Below are 17,726 nucleotides of genomic sequence, written 5' to 3' on the forward strand. Positions count from 1 at the left end.
GGACTTTCGCCCGGCGGCACGGCTGCGCTGCGGCTCTCCCTGAAGCAGCCGCTCAGCCGTAGCCGCAGCATCCTCGCGCCACCGAATTCACCCTTCGCGCACTTAACGGTCCTTCAACCGTGCAACATTTTCTTGCTGTTGACGCCAAGTGGCCGACGGACGCCGGACGGAGAGGGTTTCCGCACCGCAGCAGTTTTCCCGGTAGCAGACACGCGCAGCTCCCTGCCGATCGCTGTCGTGACGACCAGAAAACCCGACACGTAAAAAGCCGGCTTCCTGCGATGAAGCCAAGGCCTAGTACGGCCTCCTGCACCACCCGAAGGAGCACGATCCCCCACGATCGGCGTCATGCGCGAGCCAGTTGGCTCGAAAGGACCGACGCCTCTATCTCACGCCGGCAACCAGCGTTTTCACGCAGCCAAGCGGTGTTTTTCCCTATGCTCGGCTTCCGCGCGGATCCAGTCGCGCCATGTCTCCGCGAAATCCTGGGCCTGTTCCGCAAGGGAAAACCGTACCGAACCGAGCGATTCGTCCTCTTCGCCGAGATGCCTCACGAGAAAGGCGCCGCCGTCCCGAATGATATCGACCGTCATATGCCTGCTCCGGTTCCGGCTGAGACGCTGCGTTTTCCTCCGCCGCCGAAGTCGCGCGGCTCGCGGGCGTGTCGCGCTCGGCCGTGTCGCGCACCTTCACCGACGGGGCGAGCGTGTCGGACCGCACCCGCGCCAAGGTCATGGCCGCGGCGAAGGAGTTGAACTACCACGTCAACCACCTGGCCCGCGGCATTTCCAAGGACGAGAGCCGGCCGGTCTGCCTCTTGGCCTCGAACATGACCAAGCCCTATCACGGGATGCTGCTCGACGCGCTGACCCGGCGGCTGCAGGCGGCAGGGCGGATGGCGATGGTGATCAATGTCACTGCCGATCCCGAAAGCGCGCAGGAGGCGCTGGAGCGCGCTCTGAGCTACCGCGCCTCGGCCAGCATCGTGATGTCGGGCACGCCGCCCGGACAGATGGTGCAAAGCTGCGTCGACGCCGGACAGAAGGTGATCCTGATCAACCGCGGCGAGGCCGGGCCGGGCGTGCACCAGGTCCGCATCGACTACCGAGACGCGATGGCGGACGCGCTGCACATGCTCCTCCGCGCGGGCTGCCGCCGGATCGGGCTGGCGGGGTCGTCGAAGGGCACGCCGAGCCTTGCGTCGCGCGAACGGATGTTCCTCGGGGCGGCCGCGGCAAGCGGACTGGATCCGGCGGTCTGACAGCGCGGCGCTTTCCGGCGCAGCCCGGTCCCCGACACAGGCTGCACAGCTTGCGTGATCCATCGCCATGGCCGCCGCCGGAGCAGCCGGCAGGAGCCCCGCAACGAGCAGGACCGCAAGGATGGCGAGGCGGATGGCGTTCACGGGCTCTCCTTTTCAGGCCCGGCATATCGCAGGCGGAGCGGCGCTGCGTCAAGCCCGGCGGCGCCTGACGGCAAACGATGCCGCAGGCACGCGAATCCCGTTGCCATTGCCCGGCGTTTGCGCTCTGATCCCCGCCATGCGCCGGATGACCTGGACCAGAGCCTGCCGTTTCGTGGCCGCGCGGATCGTCTCCGCCGCGCTGGTCTTGGCCGTGCTGCTGCAATCCGTGCCGATGGCCCATGCAGCGCCGCATGGCGAGGCTGCGCCGATGGCGGAGATGCACGCGGAAATGCACCATGGCGGCCATGCGATGCACGCCTCCGGCCCGGACGCGGCCGCGCTGCCGTCGAAGAACCTGCCGGGCTGCGCCGGAACCGTCTGCTGTGCGGGCTGCAGCTTCGTGCTTGCGCCCGCCGAGGGGCCGGTCTCCTGGATCGCCTTCGCCTATTGGGTGCCAGAGCCGGTCCCGCATGTTCCCGGCCCGCCCGGACCGGCCGCCGCTCCGCTTCGGAACCGGCGGGCAGGTGCCGGAGATGCGGGGGAGGCTTTGGCAGCGATGGCGTGAGCGGCCCGACGCTGCCGGTCCGGCGCGCGGCGGCCCCGAACCGCTCCACGGCCTCCCGGTCGCCAGACCAGAAGGAGACCAGCGCCAAGAGCAAGGCGAATGCCGGAGATCAACTGGCCTGCCCACGACACCCCGCTGGCCTGGCGACGGGAAAACCCCATCCCTGCGGTCTCCGCACCGAAGATGCCCCCGGGGACAGGCCCGTCCGGACGGCGAGGCCGGCCTGCGGTCCGTGGAACAGCATGGACAGCTTGCCGGTCCGGCCGGAGGCGGGGCCAATGCCGGGCCTCGCGACGCGGCCGGTCGCCGGATGACCGGCCTCAAAGGCGGCTGGTCCGCCCGTACGCCCCCGCAGCCATCGCGGATTGCAGCCCCTTCACTCCCAACCTCGACAGCTGATCCGTTAAGTAATTGATATTATTTACACCGAAATGGCGTTTGTGTGACTGCACGAAGGCTCAGGCGGGTTTTGGAAGGCTCAATGCATCGAAAAGCTCCAGTTGCTCCGGGATGGTCCTGCTGGTGCCGTTGAAGCTGCGCTTGTCGATACGGGCTGTTTGAAGCCCCTTCCGCGCCAGGCGCGGCCAGGGGAAATACCGCCCCGGATCCTGCTTGCGCCCGGGCGCCATGTCCTGGTGGCCGATCACCCGCTCGGGCGGGATCGACCAGCGCGCCAGGATCTCCGCCAGCAGCCGCTCCAGCGCCTCGAGCTGCGCCACCGCGAAGCTGCCCTTGCCGCGGTTGTCGAGCTCGATGCCGATCGAACGGGAATTGACGTCTGCGGCCCCGCCCCAGCTGCCCTGCCCGGCATGCCAGGCGCGCGCCTCCTCGGCCACCAGCTGCCACAGCGTGCCGTCGGCGCCGATCAGGTAATGGCTCGACACCTCGTGCGGCGGCGAGCAGAGCCGCTCCAGCGCCTCCCCGGCGCTTTCCATGGCGGTGTAGTGCAATACGACCATGTCGGGCACGGCGCCGCCGCGGCGCGGCCCGAAATTCGGCGAGGGATGCCAGATGGCCCCCTCCGCCTCGGGGAGATCACCCTCTTGCGGCACGGCGGTAGGGCTCGGGATCGAAGCCGCAGGCAAAGCCGTCGCCATCCGGGTCGACGCCCAGACGGTCGGATTGCGGCCCGCCGGCCTGCAGGAAGGCCTGCTGCGCCGCCACGCCGGAGCTGTAGCGGCCGCAGGCGCCGGAGGCGGCCCGAAAGCGGCAGGCCGTGCAGCGCCCGCACCGGGGGCGAGGGCGCGCCGCTGGCGCCGGTCTTCCACTGGGCGCTGGCGCGCTGGATCAAGGCGGAACGGCCTGTCGCCTTCCTCAATCTCGGCGGCGTCGGCAACCTGACCTGGGTCGACCCCTCCGCCGGGGATCCCTTCGCGCCGGGGGCACTGCTGGCCTTCGATACCGGACCCGCCAATGCGCCGGTCAACGACCTGGTCGCCCGGCGGCTCGGCTGGAGCCAGGACCGCGACGGCGCGCTCGCGGCATCGGGGCGGGCGCATGTCAACACGGTGGTCGACATGCTGGCGCACCGCTTCTTCCAGCGCACGCCGCCGAAGAGCCTCGACCGCGACGCCTTCCCCGATCTCGCCGACCGGGTGATGGGGATGAGCGATGCCGATGCCGCCGCGACGCTGGTGCGGATCGCTGCCGAAGCGGTGGCGGCGGGGATCACCTGGTGCCCCTCGGTGCCTGCGCAGCTGCTGGTCACCGGCGGCGGGCGGCACAACAAGGCGATGATGGCCGCGCTGTCCGAGCTTCTGCCCTGCGAGGTGGTGCCGGTCGAGGCGGTCGGGCTCGACGGCGACATGCTGGAGGCGCAGGCTTTCGCCTATCTCGAGCGCGCGATGATCCCGTCCGCCATCTTCCGTCCGTCCGTTCGAATGCCCACCGGTTCTAGTCCATTGCGGCTGATACGGCCAGACGGTTCGGGTTTGCAACCGCCTCAGAGGATTGCGAATTGCCCGTGCATCACGGCCCGGGCGCTTCCGCCGACCGTGACCCGTGACCGGCCCGGACCGGGAGCCTCGGCCGTCGCGCGGATCAGGCTCGGGCGTCCCATGGCGACGCCTTGAGAAATCTCCAAGCTTTGCGGTTGGCCGGTCAGGTCGCAGAGGAAAGCGGCGAGCGCGGCTGCGGCGCTGCCGGTCGCGGGATCTTCGGGAATGCCGTCGAGCGGCGCGAACATCCGCATCTCGATCTGTCCCGGCCCGCGGTTGCAATATGCAACCAGCGCGAAATCCCCTTCGCAGTCCGGATGCCGCGCAGCCGCCTCGGCAAAGGCTCCGGCATCGGGCGCGATTGCCTCGAGGGCCGCGGTCCCGTCGATCTCCGCCAAGGCGAAAAGCAGACCCTTCGAGGCCAGGCGCGGCGGGTGGTTGCAAAGCGCAACCTCCTCGGGCTCCAGCCCGAGGCAGCGCGCGACCAATTCCGGATCGACCACCGTGCCCAGATGCAGCGGCACCTCCGTTGCCAGTTCCGCGCAAAGCATTCCGTCCTGCCGCCCGATCCGGCAGGGGATCGGGCCGACGGCTTCCTCGAGGACAATCTCCGCAGGCAGGGGCTCCCCGCGTTCCAGCGCCATTTCCGCCAGGCAAACCGCCGTTCCGATGGTCGGGTGCCCGGCAAAGGGCACCTCGCGGCCGGGCGTGAAGATCCGGAGCTTCGCCGTGCCGCCGCGCTCCGGAGGAAGGACGAAAACGGTTTCCGAGTAGTTGAACTCGCGGGCAATGGCCTGCATTTGCGCGTCGGCGAGCGGGCCGGACGGGAACACCACGGCCAAGGGGTTGCCCCCGAAAAGCCGGTCGGTGAAGACGTCATAGGTGCGGAATTCCGGCCCGGCCATGTGTTCAGCCCTGGTTCACGCCCATCCGGGCATGGATCGCGTCCCGGGTGGCGGGATCAAGCCGCAGTGCGGCGGCCAGCGTGTCGAGATACTGGGTCTCGGCCTTGCTGTCGACGGTGATCGCCATCAGCGACATGGCATAGACCTGCGCGCGGCTCTGTTCCGACGCGTCGCGGGCCAGCCCCATCGGGTCCACCGGTGCGGCCAGCTGTTCCTTTACGAAGGCGACCTCCTCGGGCGTGGCATCGCCCAGATGCTCCATGATCTTCGCCTGTTCCTCGGCATCGATCTCGCCATCGGCCTTGGCCGCCTGGATCATCGCGCGGATCATCAGCTTGGCATTGTCCTCGGCCAGCTGGCCCGCGGGCGTGCCCTGGGCCATGGTCGCGAACATGTCCGCCGCCGTGCCGCCGGTCGCCGCGGCCATGCCGGAGAAGGCATTCATCATGCCCCCCAGTCCGGCCATCTCGGCCGGGTTCTTCCGGGCGGCGACGCCGAAGCGGGACATCATGTCCTCGACTGCCTTGCCGCCGCCGGGCAGCCCCATCTTCTCGGCCATGACCGACATCTGCGTCGCCATGTCCGAGCCGGATTTCTCCATCGCTTTGCGCACCCCATCCATGCCGCCCATGGTCTGGTACTTGCTCAGCCCCTTGGCGGCCGCGAAGCCGATCCCGACGCTGACCAGGGTTTTCATGAAGCTCATGACCTCTCTCCCGTCCTGAACCCGGTTGCAGGATGCAACCGGGCACCTCCCGCACAGGGTTGCACTTTGAAACCGGGGTTTCCAAGGAAAAACGCGGGCCTGCGCAGCCTTGACTTGCCCGGCGAAACAGCCTCTGGGGGAACACGTATAGACATAAGGGGGCAGGGCGATGCGCAGGGACCGGATGGACATGGCAGGGGCAGCGGGGCTGGTCCTGTTCGCCGCGATCTTCGCGCTGAACCAGGTGGTCATCAAGATCACCAATGGCGGCTTCCAGCCGATCTTCGGCGCCGGGCTGCGCGGCCTTGGCGCAGCCGCCTGCCTGATGCTGTGGATCTGGTGGCGCAAGATCCCGATCCGGCTGCCGCGCGAGGCCAGGCTGGGCGCGGTGCTGATCGGACTGTGCTTCACCACCGAATTCCTCTGCCTCTTCCTGTCGCTCGACATGACCAGCGTGTCGCGCTCGGTGGTCGGCTTCATCCATGGCGTGATGAATACCGACAACTGCCATGTCGGCGGGGAAACCATCGACTATGGCCCCTGCGCCTTCATGGACACGTTCAAGTCCGGCATGGTCTATTCCTCGATCGACCATTACGGACGCTACGCCTATGACGCCCAGCCCGGCATCGCCGCCTGGAACCTCGCGCAATTCGCCACCTGCCTGCTGCCGCTGATCGACGAGGACCGCGACCGTGCGGTGGAGCTGGCGACCGAGGCGGTGCACNCGGTTCCCGCCGCTCTACGAAGGCGCNGTTCCTCGACCGGTTCCGCGCCAAGCTGGGGCTGGTGACCGAGGAAGACGGGGACTGGCAGCTGGTCCTAGATCTGCTCGATGCGCTCGAGGCGGGCCAGGCCGATTTCACCAATGCCTTCCGCGCGCTGAGCNCGCGGCCGGGCGCAGGACTGGTTCACCGACCGCGCGCCCTTCGAGGCTTGGGAGCCGCGCTATGCCGCACGGCTGGAGCGCCAGGNGCGGTGCCGACACGGGCTTGATGGAGCGTANCCAATCCGGCGGTCATCCCGCGCAACCACCAGGTCGAGGCCGCCATCGTCGCGGCGACCGCAGGCGACCTCGCGCCCTTCGAGGCGCNTGCTGGNCCGCGGTCACCGATCCCTATGTGCAACCGCCCGCCGGTTTCGATCTGCCACCGGAGCCGGATCAGGTGGTTGCCCGGACATTCTGCGGCACCTAGGCGGTGCGCACCCCGCGGACGGGCCGGTTGATCAGCAACAGCCCGGCCGCGACCAGCACCAGCGCGACGAAGATCTCCGGCCCCAGCCGCTCGCCCAGGATCGCCCAGCCGAGGAGCACGCCGAAGACCGGCGTCAGGAAGCTGAAGCTGGCGACCGAGCCGGCCGGATAGATCGACAGCACCCAGAGCCAGAACAGGAAGCCGCCCGAGGCGACGATCACCGCCTGGAAGCCCAGCCCCCAGAGATGGATCGGCGCCAGGTCGCGCAGGAAGGGGCCGAAGAGCGGCGACAGCGCCAGCAGGATCACGGTCGAGATGGAGAGCTGGCAGAGCAGCTGCACCTCGGGCGCCACCTCGCGCAGCTTGGTCACCCGCGCGCAGAGCGCGATGCCGGTCCAGCCGAGCGCGGCACCGAGCGCCAGCAGGTCGCCCAGGAGGCTCGTCTGCCCGCCCGAGCGGTTCGCCAGCGCAATCCCGACCCCCGCCACGGCGCAGGCCAGGCCGAGCGCCTTGGTGCGGGTGATGCGCTCGCCAGGGATCAGGAAATGCCCCGCGAGCGTCAGCCAGACCGGCATGGAATAGAAGATCACCCGGCCGATGATGTCGATGATCGTGCTCATGGTGCTGCTCCCTCTCGGAAAAACCTGTCCGCGACCCTGTTAGCTTGCCTTCAGGGCCGAGGAAAGTGGGCGACTGCGCGCATGCCGCTCGCGATGCAGGGTGTAGAGCCCCGAAGCGAGGATCAGCCCGGCCCCCGCCAGCATGGGCAGGTCCGGCCTTTCTCCGAAAACCAGGAAGCCCAGGGCGATTGCAAACAGCAACCGGGTGTAGCGGAAGGGCGTGACAACGGCGACCTCGCCGATGCGCATCGCCTGCGTGATCGCGAAATAGCCGCAGATGCCGCAGCAGGCCGCAAGCCCGAGAAACACGAGGCTGCGCGGCGCCAGATCGGTCGCGGCGCCGAGGAAAGGCACGAGGATCGCCCCGGCCACCGCCATGGCACCGAAACCGTAGAAGGCAATCAGCAGCGACGGCACCTCGCGCGGGATGGCGCGGGTGGCCAGGTCGCGGCTGCTCATGCAGACCGTGGCCGCCAAGGCGAGGAGCGAAACCGGCTGGAACCCGTCCAAGCCGGGGCGGATGATTACGAGGACGCCGGCAAACCCGGTCGCAAGCGCCAACCAGCGCCGCCAGCCGAACACCGCGCCGAAGAACAGCACGGCACCGAAGCCGACGATCAGCGGCGCGGCCTGCATGATCGCGGAGGCGGTGGACAGCGGCATGTTGACGATGGCCGCGACCATGAAGCCGGTGCCGGCCACCTCGGCCAGGTTGCGCAGAACCAGCGCGCGGCTGAAGAAGACCGGCGAGAGCACGCGGATGCGCCGCGCCCGGCAGATCGCGCCGAAAACCGCCAGCCCGCAGAGCCCGACGAAGATCATGACATAGCCGATCGGCATCGCCGCCGCGAGCGTTTTGACCAGCGCGTCTTCGAGCGCGAAGCTTGCCATGGCCAGGATCATGAAGCCGATCCCGCGCAGATTTTCCAAGATGTTACGCCTTCGGTTTCTTGACGGGCACGCCGTAGAGTTCCAGCCGGTGGCCCTTTAGCCGATAGCCCAGCTTCGCCGCGATCTTCTCCTGCAGCGCCTCGATCTCGGCATCGACGAATTCGATGACTTCGCCGGTATTCAGGTCGATCAGGTGGTCGTGATGGTCGCGGTCCGCCGGTTCGTAGCGGGCGCGTCCGTCGCCGAATTCGCGCTTCTCGAGGATGCCTGCTTCCTCGAAGAGCTTCACCGTGCGGTAGACCGTGGCGATCGAGATGTTCGAATCGACCGACTGGGCGCGGGCATAGAGCTCCTCGACATCGGGATGGTCCTGCGTGTCCTGCAGCACCATCGCAATGATCCGCCGCTGTTCCGTCATGCGCAGGCCCTTGGCCTCGCCTTCGGTGGCTTTCCCCAGAATATGTGACGCAGATATCCCGGCGCTTCGGCGCAGCGGGATTTTTTGCGTCTGCATTCATCTTTCCTCGAGGGTTGCGGGTGTCGTCCCCATTAGTCTACAAAGTTGACTAATTGAGGGAGGGGATGCATGCCGCAGGAATCCGCAATTGCCATGGGCCGCCCGGCGGCGAAGGCCGGGGGAGGCAGGCTGGCCTTTGTCCTGGTCGTCATCTGCTTTGCCGCTTGGGGCGTGGCCGCGAACATGACCGACCCGCTGGTGCAGGTCTTCAGCCGGATTTTCTCGATGGGAACGCTGCAGGCCTCGCTGGTGCAGTTCGCCTATTACGGGGCGTATTTCTGCCTGGCGCTGCCTGCCGCCTTCATCAACCGCCGCTTCTCCTACAAGACCGGGCTGCTGACCGGGCTGGGCTGCGCGATCGCGGGGGCGGTGATGTTCTGGCCGGCAAGCCTCGCCATGACCTACGGCACCTTCCTGGCCGCGCTCTTCCTGCTGGCCGGGGGGCTGTCGATTCTCGAGACCTCGGCCAATCCGCTGGTGATCGCCATGGGCCCGGCAGAGACCGCGACGCGGCGGCTGAACCTGGCGCAGGCCTTCAACCCGGTGGGCACCAATATCGGCGTCTTCCTCTCGGCGGCGCTGATCCTGCCGCATCTGGACCCGGCCACCGCCGAGGACCGCGCCCGGCTGGGGCAGGAGGCCCTGCTTGCGATGCAGTCGGCCGAGCTGCAGGCGGTGATGCTGCCCTATGTCGGCTTCGCCGCGGTGCTGGGAGCGATCTGGATCGCCATTGCGCTCTGCCCGATGCCCGCCTCCGGCGAAAGCACCGCCGCCCGCGACCACGAGGTGCATTTCGCCGCCACGCTGAAGCGCCTCGCGGCCAACCGCCATTACGTTTTCGGCGTGGCGGCGCAGTTCTTCAATGTCGGCGCCCAGACCTGCGTCTGGACCTTCACCATCCCCTATGTGATCGCCGCGGTCGGCGGCACCGAGGCCCGGGCGGGCTGGGTGCTGCAGGCCAGCCTCGCGGTCTTCCTCGTCTCCCGCTTCGCCATGACCTGGGCGATGGGGCGGGTGCGGCCCGCCGGCCTGCTGGCGGCGATGGCGCTTTTCGGCGCCGGGCTCTGCGCGGTGGCGGTGCTGCTGCCGGGCTGGACCGGCATTGCCGCAGTGGTGCTCTGCTCTGCGGCGCTGTCGCTGATGTTCCCGACGATCTACGGCATTGCGCTCGACGGCCTGGGCGAGGACACGAAATTCGGCTCGGCCGGGCTGGTCATGGCGATTCTCGGCGGCGCGCTGATGCCGCTGGCCTTCGGGGCGGTCTCGGACGCGGCGGGGCCGGTGGCGGGCTATGCCGTGCCGGGGCTCTGCTTCCTGATGGTCGCCGCCTATGGGGCCTTCGACCTGCGCGCGGCGCGGCGCTGAGAATTTTTCGCGCCTGCCGCAGCGAAAGCTCTTGCCCGCTCCGCCGGGCAGGGGGGGACGGGGCGGAGAGGTGGCGGACGATCACCACGGAGCCCGGGCTTCGCTGTCCTCCCTGAGAGGCGCGCTTTCCGCGCCGCCGCCCTCCGGGTCCGGCGGAAGCTGCTGTCCGCCGCCCCGCCCTGTTCCGGCTTGCAGTCCTCGGGCACGATGTTGTCCGCCAAGGCGGCGGCGACCGCCACCGACAGGGAGCCCGAAGCGGCATAGGTGAACGAACTGCCGGTGACGTCAGCGTTGCGGTCGCCGAGCGTCGGAGCTTCGGCGAATTCCGCCGTGAATGCTGGGGGCCGGCAGCCGCTCGTCACGTTCCGATCCTCGGAATCTGTCTTGTCACACACGGGTCCCGGCCCGCAGCGGCAACCTGCCGGGACAAGACGGGATCCACGCTACCGGCACGGACAATGTATTTCGGTTCAAAAACGGTTCAGCGCCAGCCGGCCGCCGCCCGCTCCAGCGCCGGATAGCGCGCGCCCAGCGTCGCGGCCCGCGCGGCATAGGACACGCAGAGCGCCGCCCAGAGCCCGTGATTGCCGAAGGCCGGGATCAGCGCGAAGGCGGCGGCGAAATAGATCGCCGTGGCGATGACCATCATGTTGCGCATGTCCCGCCCGCGCGTCGCGCCGATGAAGATGCCGTCGAGCATCCAGGGCGCCACGCCCAGAAGCGGCACCGCCACCATCCAGGGCAGGTAGGCCCGCGCCTCGTCCCGCACCAGCGGCGCCGTCGCCATGAGGTCGATCACCGTGCCGCCGAAGACGCCGAAAACCAGCGACAGCGCCAGCCCCGCCACCAACCCCCAGAAGCTGCACATCAGCGCCGCGCGCCGGATCCGCAGCGGATCGCGCGCGCCCATCGCCTGGCCGACCAGCGCCTCGACCGCGAAGGCCAGACCGTCGAGCGCGAAGGCCGTGATGGTGATGAACTGCATCAGGATCTGGTTCGCCGCCAGGGGCACCTCGCCGAAGGCGGGCGAGAAGAAGAACGCGAAGCTCAGCACGACTGAGAGCATCAGCACCGAGCGGATCATGATGTCGCCGTTCACCGAAGCCATGTTGGCCAGGCGCGCCCGGTCGAAGACCCGCGCCCGGTCCCGCCAGGCGGTGCCGCGGAACGCGTCGCGGCAGAACCAGAGCCCCGCCGCCAGCCCGCACCATTCGGCGGCGAAGGTCGCCCAGGCCACGCCCTCGACGCCCCAGCCGAGGCCCAGCACGAACCACAGGTCGAGGAGGATGTTGACCGCGTTCACCGCGATCTGGGAGATCAGCACCGCGGTGGCGCGCTCGTTGGCGATCAGCCAGCCGATGATGCCGTAGCTGGCGATCATCGCCGGCGCCGACCAGATGCGGATCGCGACATAGCCGCGGGCCAGGTCCTGCACCTCCGCCCCCGCCGTCGAGACGCCGAAGGCCAGATGGAACAGCGGCAGCTGCAGCGCAATCAGCGCCAGCCCGGCCAGGCCGCCGATCAGCAGCGCGCGGCTGAGCAACGCGACCAGCTCGGCCCGGTCGCCCGCCCCGAGCACCGCCCGCCGCAAAGCCAGGCGCCGAGGCGGTGCCTCCGGTCGGCCTCCGGATGGCGGACGGTCAAGCAAGGGCGGCAGCGCGGGAGGATATGCTCCGGGGTGCTGCGCAGCACGCCGCGCCTGTCGCCGGTTCAGCGCCTGACCACGCCGAGTCCCGCCAGCATCCGCGCCAGCTCGGCTTGGCGGGCTGCTCCGGTCTTTGCGAAAAGCGCTTTCAACTGGGTGCGTGCCGTGTTCAGGCTGACCCGGCGCGCCGCGGAGAACTGTGCCAGGGTCAGCCCGCGGCCGAGGGCCAGGGCCAGCTCCGCTTCGGCCGGGCTCAGATCGAAGAGCGAGCGCAGGAGGCTGCCATCGGCCGCTGCCGGACCGCGGCCGTCCCGCAGGACAATCAGGGACAGCCTTTCCCTCTGGGGATAGCCCAGAGCCGCCGCACGCGCCTCGGGCAGCGGAGAGGCAAGCAGCCAGGTGCCCCACGGACCAGCTGTTCCGAGGGCCGCGCTGGCGCCGATGCCACGCGCCAGACTGTCGAACACCGTGTTCAGCCGGCCGCGGTCGGCGGGGTCGTGCGCCGCCAGCTTGCCGAAGGACAGCATCAGCTGCGGCGAATCGTGCAACGCCTCCTCTCCGGACCGGTTGGCATGGATGAGGCGGCGGGCTGCATCAACGACGAGCAGCGGCAGGGCCAGATGGTCCAGCGCATCCTCGAAAAGGTCCGCGCGCGCCCGTGCTCCCTCGACCATGGCCCGCAGCTTCACCGCCCGGCGCAGATGCGGCGAGAGAATGCCGGCGACCCGGCGCGACCGGCTGCCGTGGCATCCGTCCTCGCCGGGCCGGAAGAAGGCGAGCGACGATATCCCGCCGCGGTCCCGGACGAACAGGATGCCGAGGCACTGGTGCAGCCCCGCAGGTTTCCAGACCTCTTCGTACAATTCGAGGCCACGCCAATCCTCGCGGCGGATCAGATCAATGTCGCAGACCGGGTCATCGACCTGCACCAGGTGCATGCGCTGCGCAAGCAGGTTCTGGTGCATGAACCGTGCCATCGGCACGTCATAGGCCGGGTCTATGCCCCAGCTCATTTCCACCCCGCTGCCGTCGGCGCCGCGCTGGCAGAGGATCGCGCTCCGGCTCGCAGTCATGCGGCTCATCAGCTCGAGCAGGCGGGGCATGCCCTCCTCGGCAAAGGCAAGGTCGTAAATTTCTCCAATGACGTCTTCAAGCCCCGGAAACGGGGACAGGTCGGGACGGAAAGCCATGCGGGTCTGCCTTTTCCGGTGGCGCGTGCGATCGGGCCGCGCGGGGCGCGGCAGCAGTGGCCACAGGGTACCCCGAGTCGCCCTTCCGGCAAAGCGCGCCGTCCCTTGCGGCATCACCCGGCCGGGTGATGCGGACCAGATGGCATCGCGGCAGGCTGGATCCCGTTCCGCAGCAAGGAGGCAGCAAGACATGGACCATCGCGATGATTTGCGGCCAGCCACCGCCGATGCCGCGCCCCGGAGGACCGCCCGCCGCGGCGGGGCCGCGGCATGACCCGCGAAATGCCGATCGAGCGCGTTGCCTGGCCTTAGCTGGCGAATGGCCGATCCCGTCCTGAGACCGGCTACTGCAGAAATGCCGGTTCGATGCGCAGCGTGCCGCCGCGCTCGGGAACCGTGTGAGGGGCATGACCCGCTTCGCCGCGCGCTGCAGTTGCCGCATGAGCGTGTTGGCCCAGCGCGGACTTCTGCCGTCAACCGCTCTGCGCAACGGCACCGTCCGTCGCCAAGAGCAGCTGTTTCCAGATCGCGACCTCGTCGATCAGCGTCCATTCCCGGCGCAGCCCGCGCGGGCCGAACTCGGCATGGGTGATCCCCATCACATAGGCGAAGCACCCCGTCGGCGCGCCGAAAATGCCCGGGCCGTCATGCTTGCCGTAGAGCGACCAGCGCAGCGCGGCGCGGGGCATTTGGCCGTCTTCCTCCATGCCGCTGACATGCTCCACCCGGAAGGCCGCCGACGGAAAGGCCGAGCGGAGCCCCAGCCAGAACCGGTCGGCCGCCGCATGGCCCTGGCGGATGTCGCCTCCGGGATAGGCCAGCTCGCAGGCCCGGTCATAGCGGTCGGGAATGACCGAGAAGGCGCCGTTCATCAGTTCGCGCAGCAGATCCTCCAGCTCGGCGCCCGGCGCACTCTTGTTGCCGCGCGCGTAATAGGGGCCCTCGGGGTCGTTGTCCGGGGTCAGCGGCGGCACGCAGCGCTCCGGCCCGCCCTCCGCCACGATCAGCCGCTCGGCCACCGCCCGCGGCGTCAGCCCGGTCTGCAGCGCCAGCGCAGCGCTGTCCTCGACCCGCCAGATGTCGTGGATGCGGTTCTCGCCGCACCACATGTCGGTCAGCACCCGCGCATGGGTGCGTTTGCCGCTGCCGCTGCCATGCGGCCCCTCGCCCATATGGGTGCCGCGCGCATGGCTGCGCAGCGAGGCGTGGAAGCCCGCGGTGATGTCCTGGCCCAACGGCGTTTCGTGCCAGATCACGTCCTCGCCCAAGAGCTCCCGGTCGGGGAACTCGGCCAGCGAGGACAGCGCGTCCGACAGGATTTCGCGCGCCCCCGACAGCACCCGGGCCGGGCTGCGCAGCAGGGCGGCCTCGCCGTAATGGTCGAGGATCGAGGCGACCCCGCGACCTTCGCAGGTTTCCCAGCACACTCCGAGGACAAATTCGGGGACGCTGTCCCAATGATGGGAAAAGCCGGGCGCGATCGCGCCGGGAATATGGGAAATCTCTGCCATGGGCGTCCCTTTCTGGATACGCGGAACCGCCAGCCCGACCGGGTCGCCCGAGTCGGTCCTGGCCACCCATCCTTGCTAGGGCGGCATGGTTAACATCGCGCTACGTCCCGCCGGTCACGGCGCCAGCCACCGCCCTGCCCAGCCATCTCTGGCCGCGAAGACCGCGCGGCGGTGCAGATCCGCCCCAAGATGCAGCACCTCCAGCTCCGAGAGGTCGCACAGCAGCGCGAGATGCCGCGAGATCACAGGTGCCGCGCGCCACTCCCCCGGGTCCGCCAAAGCGGTGCCGGGCGGCGGCGTGCCGCCATAGGCCGCGCGGGCAAGCCCGGGGACCTGGGTCACCATCGGCGCGGCGGCCGGGTCGGCGTGGGTCATGTGGGCGGCCATCGCGCCGGTGACGGCGATGGCGAGAGCGAGTTTCTTCATGGCGGCCTCCAATGCCGGTTACTCTGGACATGGACCGCCGCTGCGGACCGGCACGGGCAGCCGGTCCGCAGCGGCGGTCTCCGTCGCGGAAGGTGCGCGCCGCGTCCTCAACAGGGCGTAAACACCGGGCCGGGCAGCGGCAGCGGCGGCCAGGGAAGTAGATGGCATTTTAACCATCTTTGCCGCGATCAAGCCGGACCCGGCCGGTCCGGGGCGCGACAGCTTGCACCTGTGCAGCCCGCGCCACGCGTCCTATCTGGGAGGCATCGCCGCCGCCGCGCGGGCGGCAGCGCCAAGCGGAAAGGAAGTCCCATGTCCCAGCTGGAAAACTGGAGCCCGGCCCAGGTCAAGGCGGCGCTCGATGCACAGGAGATCGTGCTGATCGACGTGCGCACCCCGGCCGAATACGCGCTCGAGCATGTCGAGGGCGCGTTCCTCATGCCGATGGCCTATTTCGTCCCCGGCGCGCTGCCGACGCAGGACGGCAAGCGGATCGTGCTGCATTGCGGTTCGGGCATGCGTTCGGGCAAGGTCGCGGCCAGGTGCATGGCGGCGGGCATCGCGCCGCTGGCGCATATGGAGGGCGGATTCGGCGCCTGGAAGGCGGCGGGGCTGCCCTATATCGGCACCGACATGGCCACGGGCGGGCCGCAGCGCATGCCGGGCGCCTGAGAGCGGGCGGAACCGGCGGAAAGGCGCCGCGGTCAAGCCATCGTGACGCATTCCGGCAGTGGTGGGCCTTCCGGGGATCTGCTAAACAGCGTGTTAATACGAGCAGTGGAATTAAGGGTCCATTCATGAATCGCATCGCTTCCCTGGGCCTGGTCGCAGCCCTGGCCCTGACGGCCGCCTGCAGCAACCGCGCCGACAACCTGGCCGGCGGCACGGGCCTGAACGGCGACCGCTACGGCTATGGCAGCGGCAGCGGCGCGGACGGCGTGTCGAACCCGGCCTCGCCCGCCTATTTCCAGGCCCGCGTCGGCGACCGGGTGCTGTTCCCGGTCGACCAGTCGGGGCTGACCTCCGAGGCGCGCGGCATCCTCGACGGCCAGGCGCGGTGGCTGGCGTCCAACCCGTCCTTCTCGGCGGTGATCGAGGGCCATGCCGACGAGCAGGGCACCCGCGAATACAACCTCGCGCTCGGCGCGCGCCGCGCAAGCGCGGTCTATGACTACCTGATCTCGAAAGGCGTGTCCTCGTCGCGCCTGCGCACCGTCAGCTACGGCAAGGAGCGCCCGATCGAGGTCTGCTCGGAAGAGAGCTGCTATGCCAAGAACCGGCGCGCGGTGACCTCCGTCTCCTCCGGCGCGGGGGTCTGACATGCGCCGCGCGCTGCTGCTGACCGTCCTGCTCCTGCCCTCTGCGCTGATGGCGCAGGACCGCACCGCGACCCTGGCCGATATCCGGCTGCAGCTGCGGGCGCTGAGCACCGAGATCCAGGGCCTCAAGCGCGAGCTGGAGCCCCGCCTGCGCGAGGTCGCGCCGCCCGGCGCGCTGGTCGCCCGGATCGGCGGCGACGAATTCGCGATGATCATCGAGGAACGCGCGCTGGGAGAACGCTCCTCGGAAATCGCCGAGGCCTGCATCGAGGCCGCGAGCCGGCCGATCGAGTTCCACGGCATGAAGCTCGCCGTCGGCGCCAGCGTCGGCATCGCCCACCTGTCCGCCCAGAGCCAGGGCCAGGATGCCGACCGCCTGCTGGCCGATGCCGACATCGCGCTCTACCAGGCCAAGGAAGCCGGGCGCGGCCGCCTGGCGCTGTTCGACGGCGAGGCCCGCGACTCGCTGGAAAAGCAGGCCGATCTGGAATTCGAGCTGGCGCTCGGCCTCGAATACGGCGAATTCGTTCCCTTCCTGCAGCCCCAGGTCGATGCCGTGACCGGCGAGGTGATCGGCGCCGAGGTGCTGGCGCGCTGGATGAGCCCGTCGCGCGGCCTGCTGACGCCCGGGGCGTTCCTGCAATCGCTGCGCAACCCGGAGCTCGAGGAACGCATCACCTATGCGGTGCGGGCGGCGGCGCTCGACTGGATGAGCCGGTCCGAGGCCGGACGCCCTCCGGCGATCAGCATCAACCTCTCCTCGACCGAGCTGACCCGCGTGGACTGCGCCAGCGACATGGACTGGGAGCTGACGATGCGCGGCCTCTCGGCCCGCAAAGTGTCGATCGAAGTCCTCGAAGACGTGGTGATCCACGAGAATGACACCGAAATGGAGCGCACGATCTCGGCCCTGCGCGCCGCCGGACATCCCTTGGAGCTGGACGATTTCGGCACCGGGAATTCCGGTCTGGCGAACCTGGTGCGGCTGTCCGTCGAGCAGCTGAAAATCGACCGCAGCTTCATCTCCGGCATCGATGCCGACCGCTCCCGCCAGGCCATCGTGCAGGCGATGATCGGCATCGGTCAGGCGCTCAACATCAAGGTGCTCGCGGAGGGCGTCGAAACCGATGCGGAGCGCAAGATGCTGGTCTCGCTCGGCTGCACGCGCATGCAGGGCTTCCATTTCGCGCGCCCCATGGACACGGGCTCCTTCGAACGCTGGATGGCCAGCCGCAGCGCCGCAGCCTGATCCCGCCCGCACCGCAAGGCACATCGGCGTCCGGAAGCTGGCGGATGACGCTTGCATGGACGCCAACATCCGACGCGCGCCCGGGAAGACCGGATCGCCGCTGCCATCGGCATGTGCCGTGGCTTCTGCGGATGCCGAACGGGATCGCGCGGCGCCGGCGATGGACATGCGGGCCGCCGTGCCGGGACGGCAAATGGGGCGGCGACACCGCGTTCGGACCGGAGGAGCGGGCGGATTGGATCGAGCACCCGACCCTGCAACGGAGGAGCCTCCGGCGCA

At 69.3% G+C, this 17,726-nt stretch carries 18 protein-coding genes and 2 pseudogenes; 9 read left to right on the forward strand and 11 right to left on the reverse strand.

Annotated features, from left to right (window positions below; translation table 11 throughout):
• Positions 1-410: 410 nt before the first annotated feature.
• Complete coding sequence (locus C7T91_RS23670; protein WP_108261772.1) at positions 411-593, reverse strand: hypothetical protein; 183 nt, start codon at positions 591-593, stop codon at positions 411-413.
• Between the two features lie 59 nt (positions 594-652).
• Between C7T91_RS23670 and C7T91_RS38100 the strand changes: the two are divergent.
• The 3 genes and pseudogenes from C7T91_RS38100 to C7T91_RS23680 all read left to right on the forward strand — a co-directional run.
• A pseudogene (locus C7T91_RS38100) lies at positions 653-757 on the forward strand (LacI family DNA-binding transcriptional regulator); the annotation flags it as partial.
• Entirely contained in the window at positions 734-1,261 is a 528-nt protein-coding gene (locus C7T91_RS23675; protein ID WP_269102507.1) for a type 1 periplasmic-binding domain-containing protein, read from the forward strand. The pseudogene C7T91_RS38100 and the gene C7T91_RS23675, both read left to right, overlap by 24 nt.
• 289 nt (positions 1,262-1,550) lie before the next feature.
• A complete protein-coding gene (locus C7T91_RS23680) occupies positions 1,551-1,970 on the forward strand; it encodes a hypothetical protein (protein WP_145963001.1) in 420 nt (139 codons plus the stop codon).
• Positions 1,971-2,428: 458 nt separating this feature from the next.
• Here C7T91_RS23680 and C7T91_RS23685 read toward each other — a convergent pair whose 3' ends face one another.
• On the reverse strand, positions 2,429-3,022 hold the full coding sequence (locus C7T91_RS23685) for an N-acetylmuramoyl-L-alanine amidase (RefSeq protein ID WP_236638464.1): 594 nt from the start codon (positions 3,020-3,022) through the stop codon (positions 2,429-2,431).
• Here C7T91_RS23685 and C7T91_RS23690 point away from each other — a divergent pair.
• Positions 3,014-4,042 carry an anhydro-N-acetylmuramic acid kinase gene (locus C7T91_RS23690; RefSeq protein ID WP_236638465.1) on the forward strand — a complete coding sequence of 343 codons (1,029 nt, stop codon included), beginning with the start codon at positions 3,014-3,016 and terminating at the stop codon, positions 4,040-4,042. The two genes, C7T91_RS23685 and C7T91_RS23690, sit on opposite strands and share 9 nt — an antisense overlap.
• Here C7T91_RS23690 and C7T91_RS23695 read toward each other — a convergent pair.
• A pseudogene (locus tag C7T91_RS23695) lies at positions 3,979-4,812 on the reverse strand (PhzF family phenazine biosynthesis protein); the annotation flags it as partial. The gene C7T91_RS23690 and the pseudogene C7T91_RS23695 overlap by 64 nt on opposite strands.
• Positions 4,813-4,816: 4 nt before the next feature.
• Positions 4,817-5,518 carry a DUF533 domain-containing protein gene (locus C7T91_RS23700; protein ID WP_108261782.1) on the reverse strand — a complete coding sequence of 234 codons (702 nt, stop codon included), beginning with the start codon at positions 5,516-5,518 and terminating at the stop codon, positions 4,817-4,819.
• 445 nt (positions 5,519-5,963) lie between these two features.
• On the opposite strand from C7T91_RS23700, the gene C7T91_RS40465 reads away from it, so the two are divergent.
• Positions 5,964-6,311: a protein adenylyltransferase SelO family protein gene (locus tag C7T91_RS40465; RefSeq protein WP_456237860.1), complete on the forward strand. Its 348-nt coding sequence runs from the start codon at positions 5,964-5,966 to the stop codon at positions 6,309-6,311.
• 399 nt (positions 6,312-6,710) lie between these two features.
• Here the strand turns inward: C7T91_RS40465 and C7T91_RS23710 are convergent, their stop codons facing one another.
• The 3 genes from C7T91_RS23710 to C7T91_RS23720 are packed head-to-tail and all read right to left on the reverse strand — an operon-like array spanning position 6,711 to position 8,643.
• On the reverse strand, positions 6,711-7,334 hold the full coding sequence (locus C7T91_RS23710) for a DMT family transporter (RefSeq protein ID WP_108261786.1): 624 nt from the start codon (positions 7,332-7,334) through the stop codon (positions 6,711-6,713).
• Positions 7,335-7,373: 39 nt separating this feature from the next.
• Positions 7,374-8,264, reverse strand: coding sequence for a DMT family transporter (locus C7T91_RS23715; RefSeq protein WP_108261788.1), 891 nt, complete (start codon positions 8,262-8,264; stop codon positions 7,374-7,376).
• Positions 8,265-8,268: 4 nt separating this feature from the next.
• Positions 8,269-8,643, reverse strand: a complete 375-nt coding sequence (locus C7T91_RS23720; RefSeq protein ID WP_236638493.1) for a Fur family transcriptional regulator — start codon at positions 8,641-8,643, stop codon at positions 8,269-8,271.
• A 168-nt stretch (positions 8,644-8,811) separates the two neighbouring features.
• On the opposite strand from C7T91_RS23720, the gene fucP reads away from it, so the two are divergent.
• Positions 8,812-10,107, forward strand: a complete 1,296-nt coding sequence (fucP, locus tag C7T91_RS23725; protein ID WP_201742240.1) for an L-fucose:H+ symporter permease — start codon at positions 8,812-8,814, stop codon at positions 10,105-10,107.
• Between the two features lie 481 nt (positions 10,108-10,588).
• Here the strand turns inward: fucP and C7T91_RS23730 are convergent, their stop codons facing one another.
• The 4 genes from C7T91_RS23730 to C7T91_RS23745 all read right to left on the reverse strand — a co-directional run bounded on the left by C7T91_RS23730 (position 10,589) and on the right by C7T91_RS23745 (position 14,879).
• Entirely contained in the window at positions 10,589-11,698 is a 1,110-nt protein-coding gene (locus tag C7T91_RS23730; protein WP_236638466.1) for an MATE family efflux transporter, read from the reverse strand.
• Between the two features lie 119 nt (positions 11,699-11,817).
• Complete coding sequence (locus C7T91_RS23735) at positions 11,818-12,942, reverse strand: helix-turn-helix transcriptional regulator (protein WP_108261794.1); 1,125 nt, start codon at positions 12,940-12,942, stop codon at positions 11,818-11,820.
• Between the two features lie 473 nt (positions 12,943-13,415).
• The gene (locus tag C7T91_RS23740) at positions 13,416-14,519 is read right to left on the reverse strand and encodes an ester cyclase (protein ID WP_236638467.1); all 1,104 of its coding nucleotides are present in this window, start codon (positions 14,517-14,519) and stop codon (positions 13,416-13,418) included.
• Positions 14,520-14,567: 48 nt separating this feature from the next.
• On the reverse strand, positions 14,568-14,879 hold the full coding sequence (locus C7T91_RS23745; protein ID WP_145963003.1) for a hypothetical protein: 312 nt from the start codon (positions 14,877-14,879) through the stop codon (positions 14,568-14,570).
• Positions 14,880-15,191: 312 nt separating this feature from the next.
• Between C7T91_RS23745 and C7T91_RS23750 the strand changes: the two genes are divergently transcribed.
• The 3 genes from C7T91_RS23750 (at position 15,192) to C7T91_RS23760 (ending at position 17,447) form a co-directional block, all read left to right on the forward strand.
• On the forward strand, positions 15,192-15,551 hold the full coding sequence (locus tag C7T91_RS23750) for a rhodanese-like domain-containing protein (protein WP_108261798.1): 360 nt from the start codon (positions 15,192-15,194) through the stop codon (positions 15,549-15,551).
• A gap of 125 nt (positions 15,552-15,676) precedes the next feature.
• A complete protein-coding gene (gene pal, locus C7T91_RS23755; protein ID WP_108261800.1) occupies positions 15,677-16,198 on the forward strand; it encodes a peptidoglycan-associated lipoprotein Pal in 522 nt (173 codons plus the stop codon).
• Position 16,199: 1 nt separating this feature from the next.
• Complete coding sequence (locus C7T91_RS23760; protein ID WP_108261802.1) at positions 16,200-17,447, forward strand: putative bifunctional diguanylate cyclase/phosphodiesterase; 1,248 nt, start codon at positions 16,200-16,202, stop codon at positions 17,445-17,447.
• The last annotated feature ends 279 nt before the right edge of the window (positions 17,448-17,726 follow it).

It is taken from the genome of Mangrovicoccus ximenensis, from assembly GCF_003056725.1.
In the GTDB taxonomy this organism is placed as follows: domain Bacteria; phylum Pseudomonadota; class Alphaproteobacteria; order Rhodobacterales; family Rhodobacteraceae; genus Mangrovicoccus; species Mangrovicoccus ximenensis.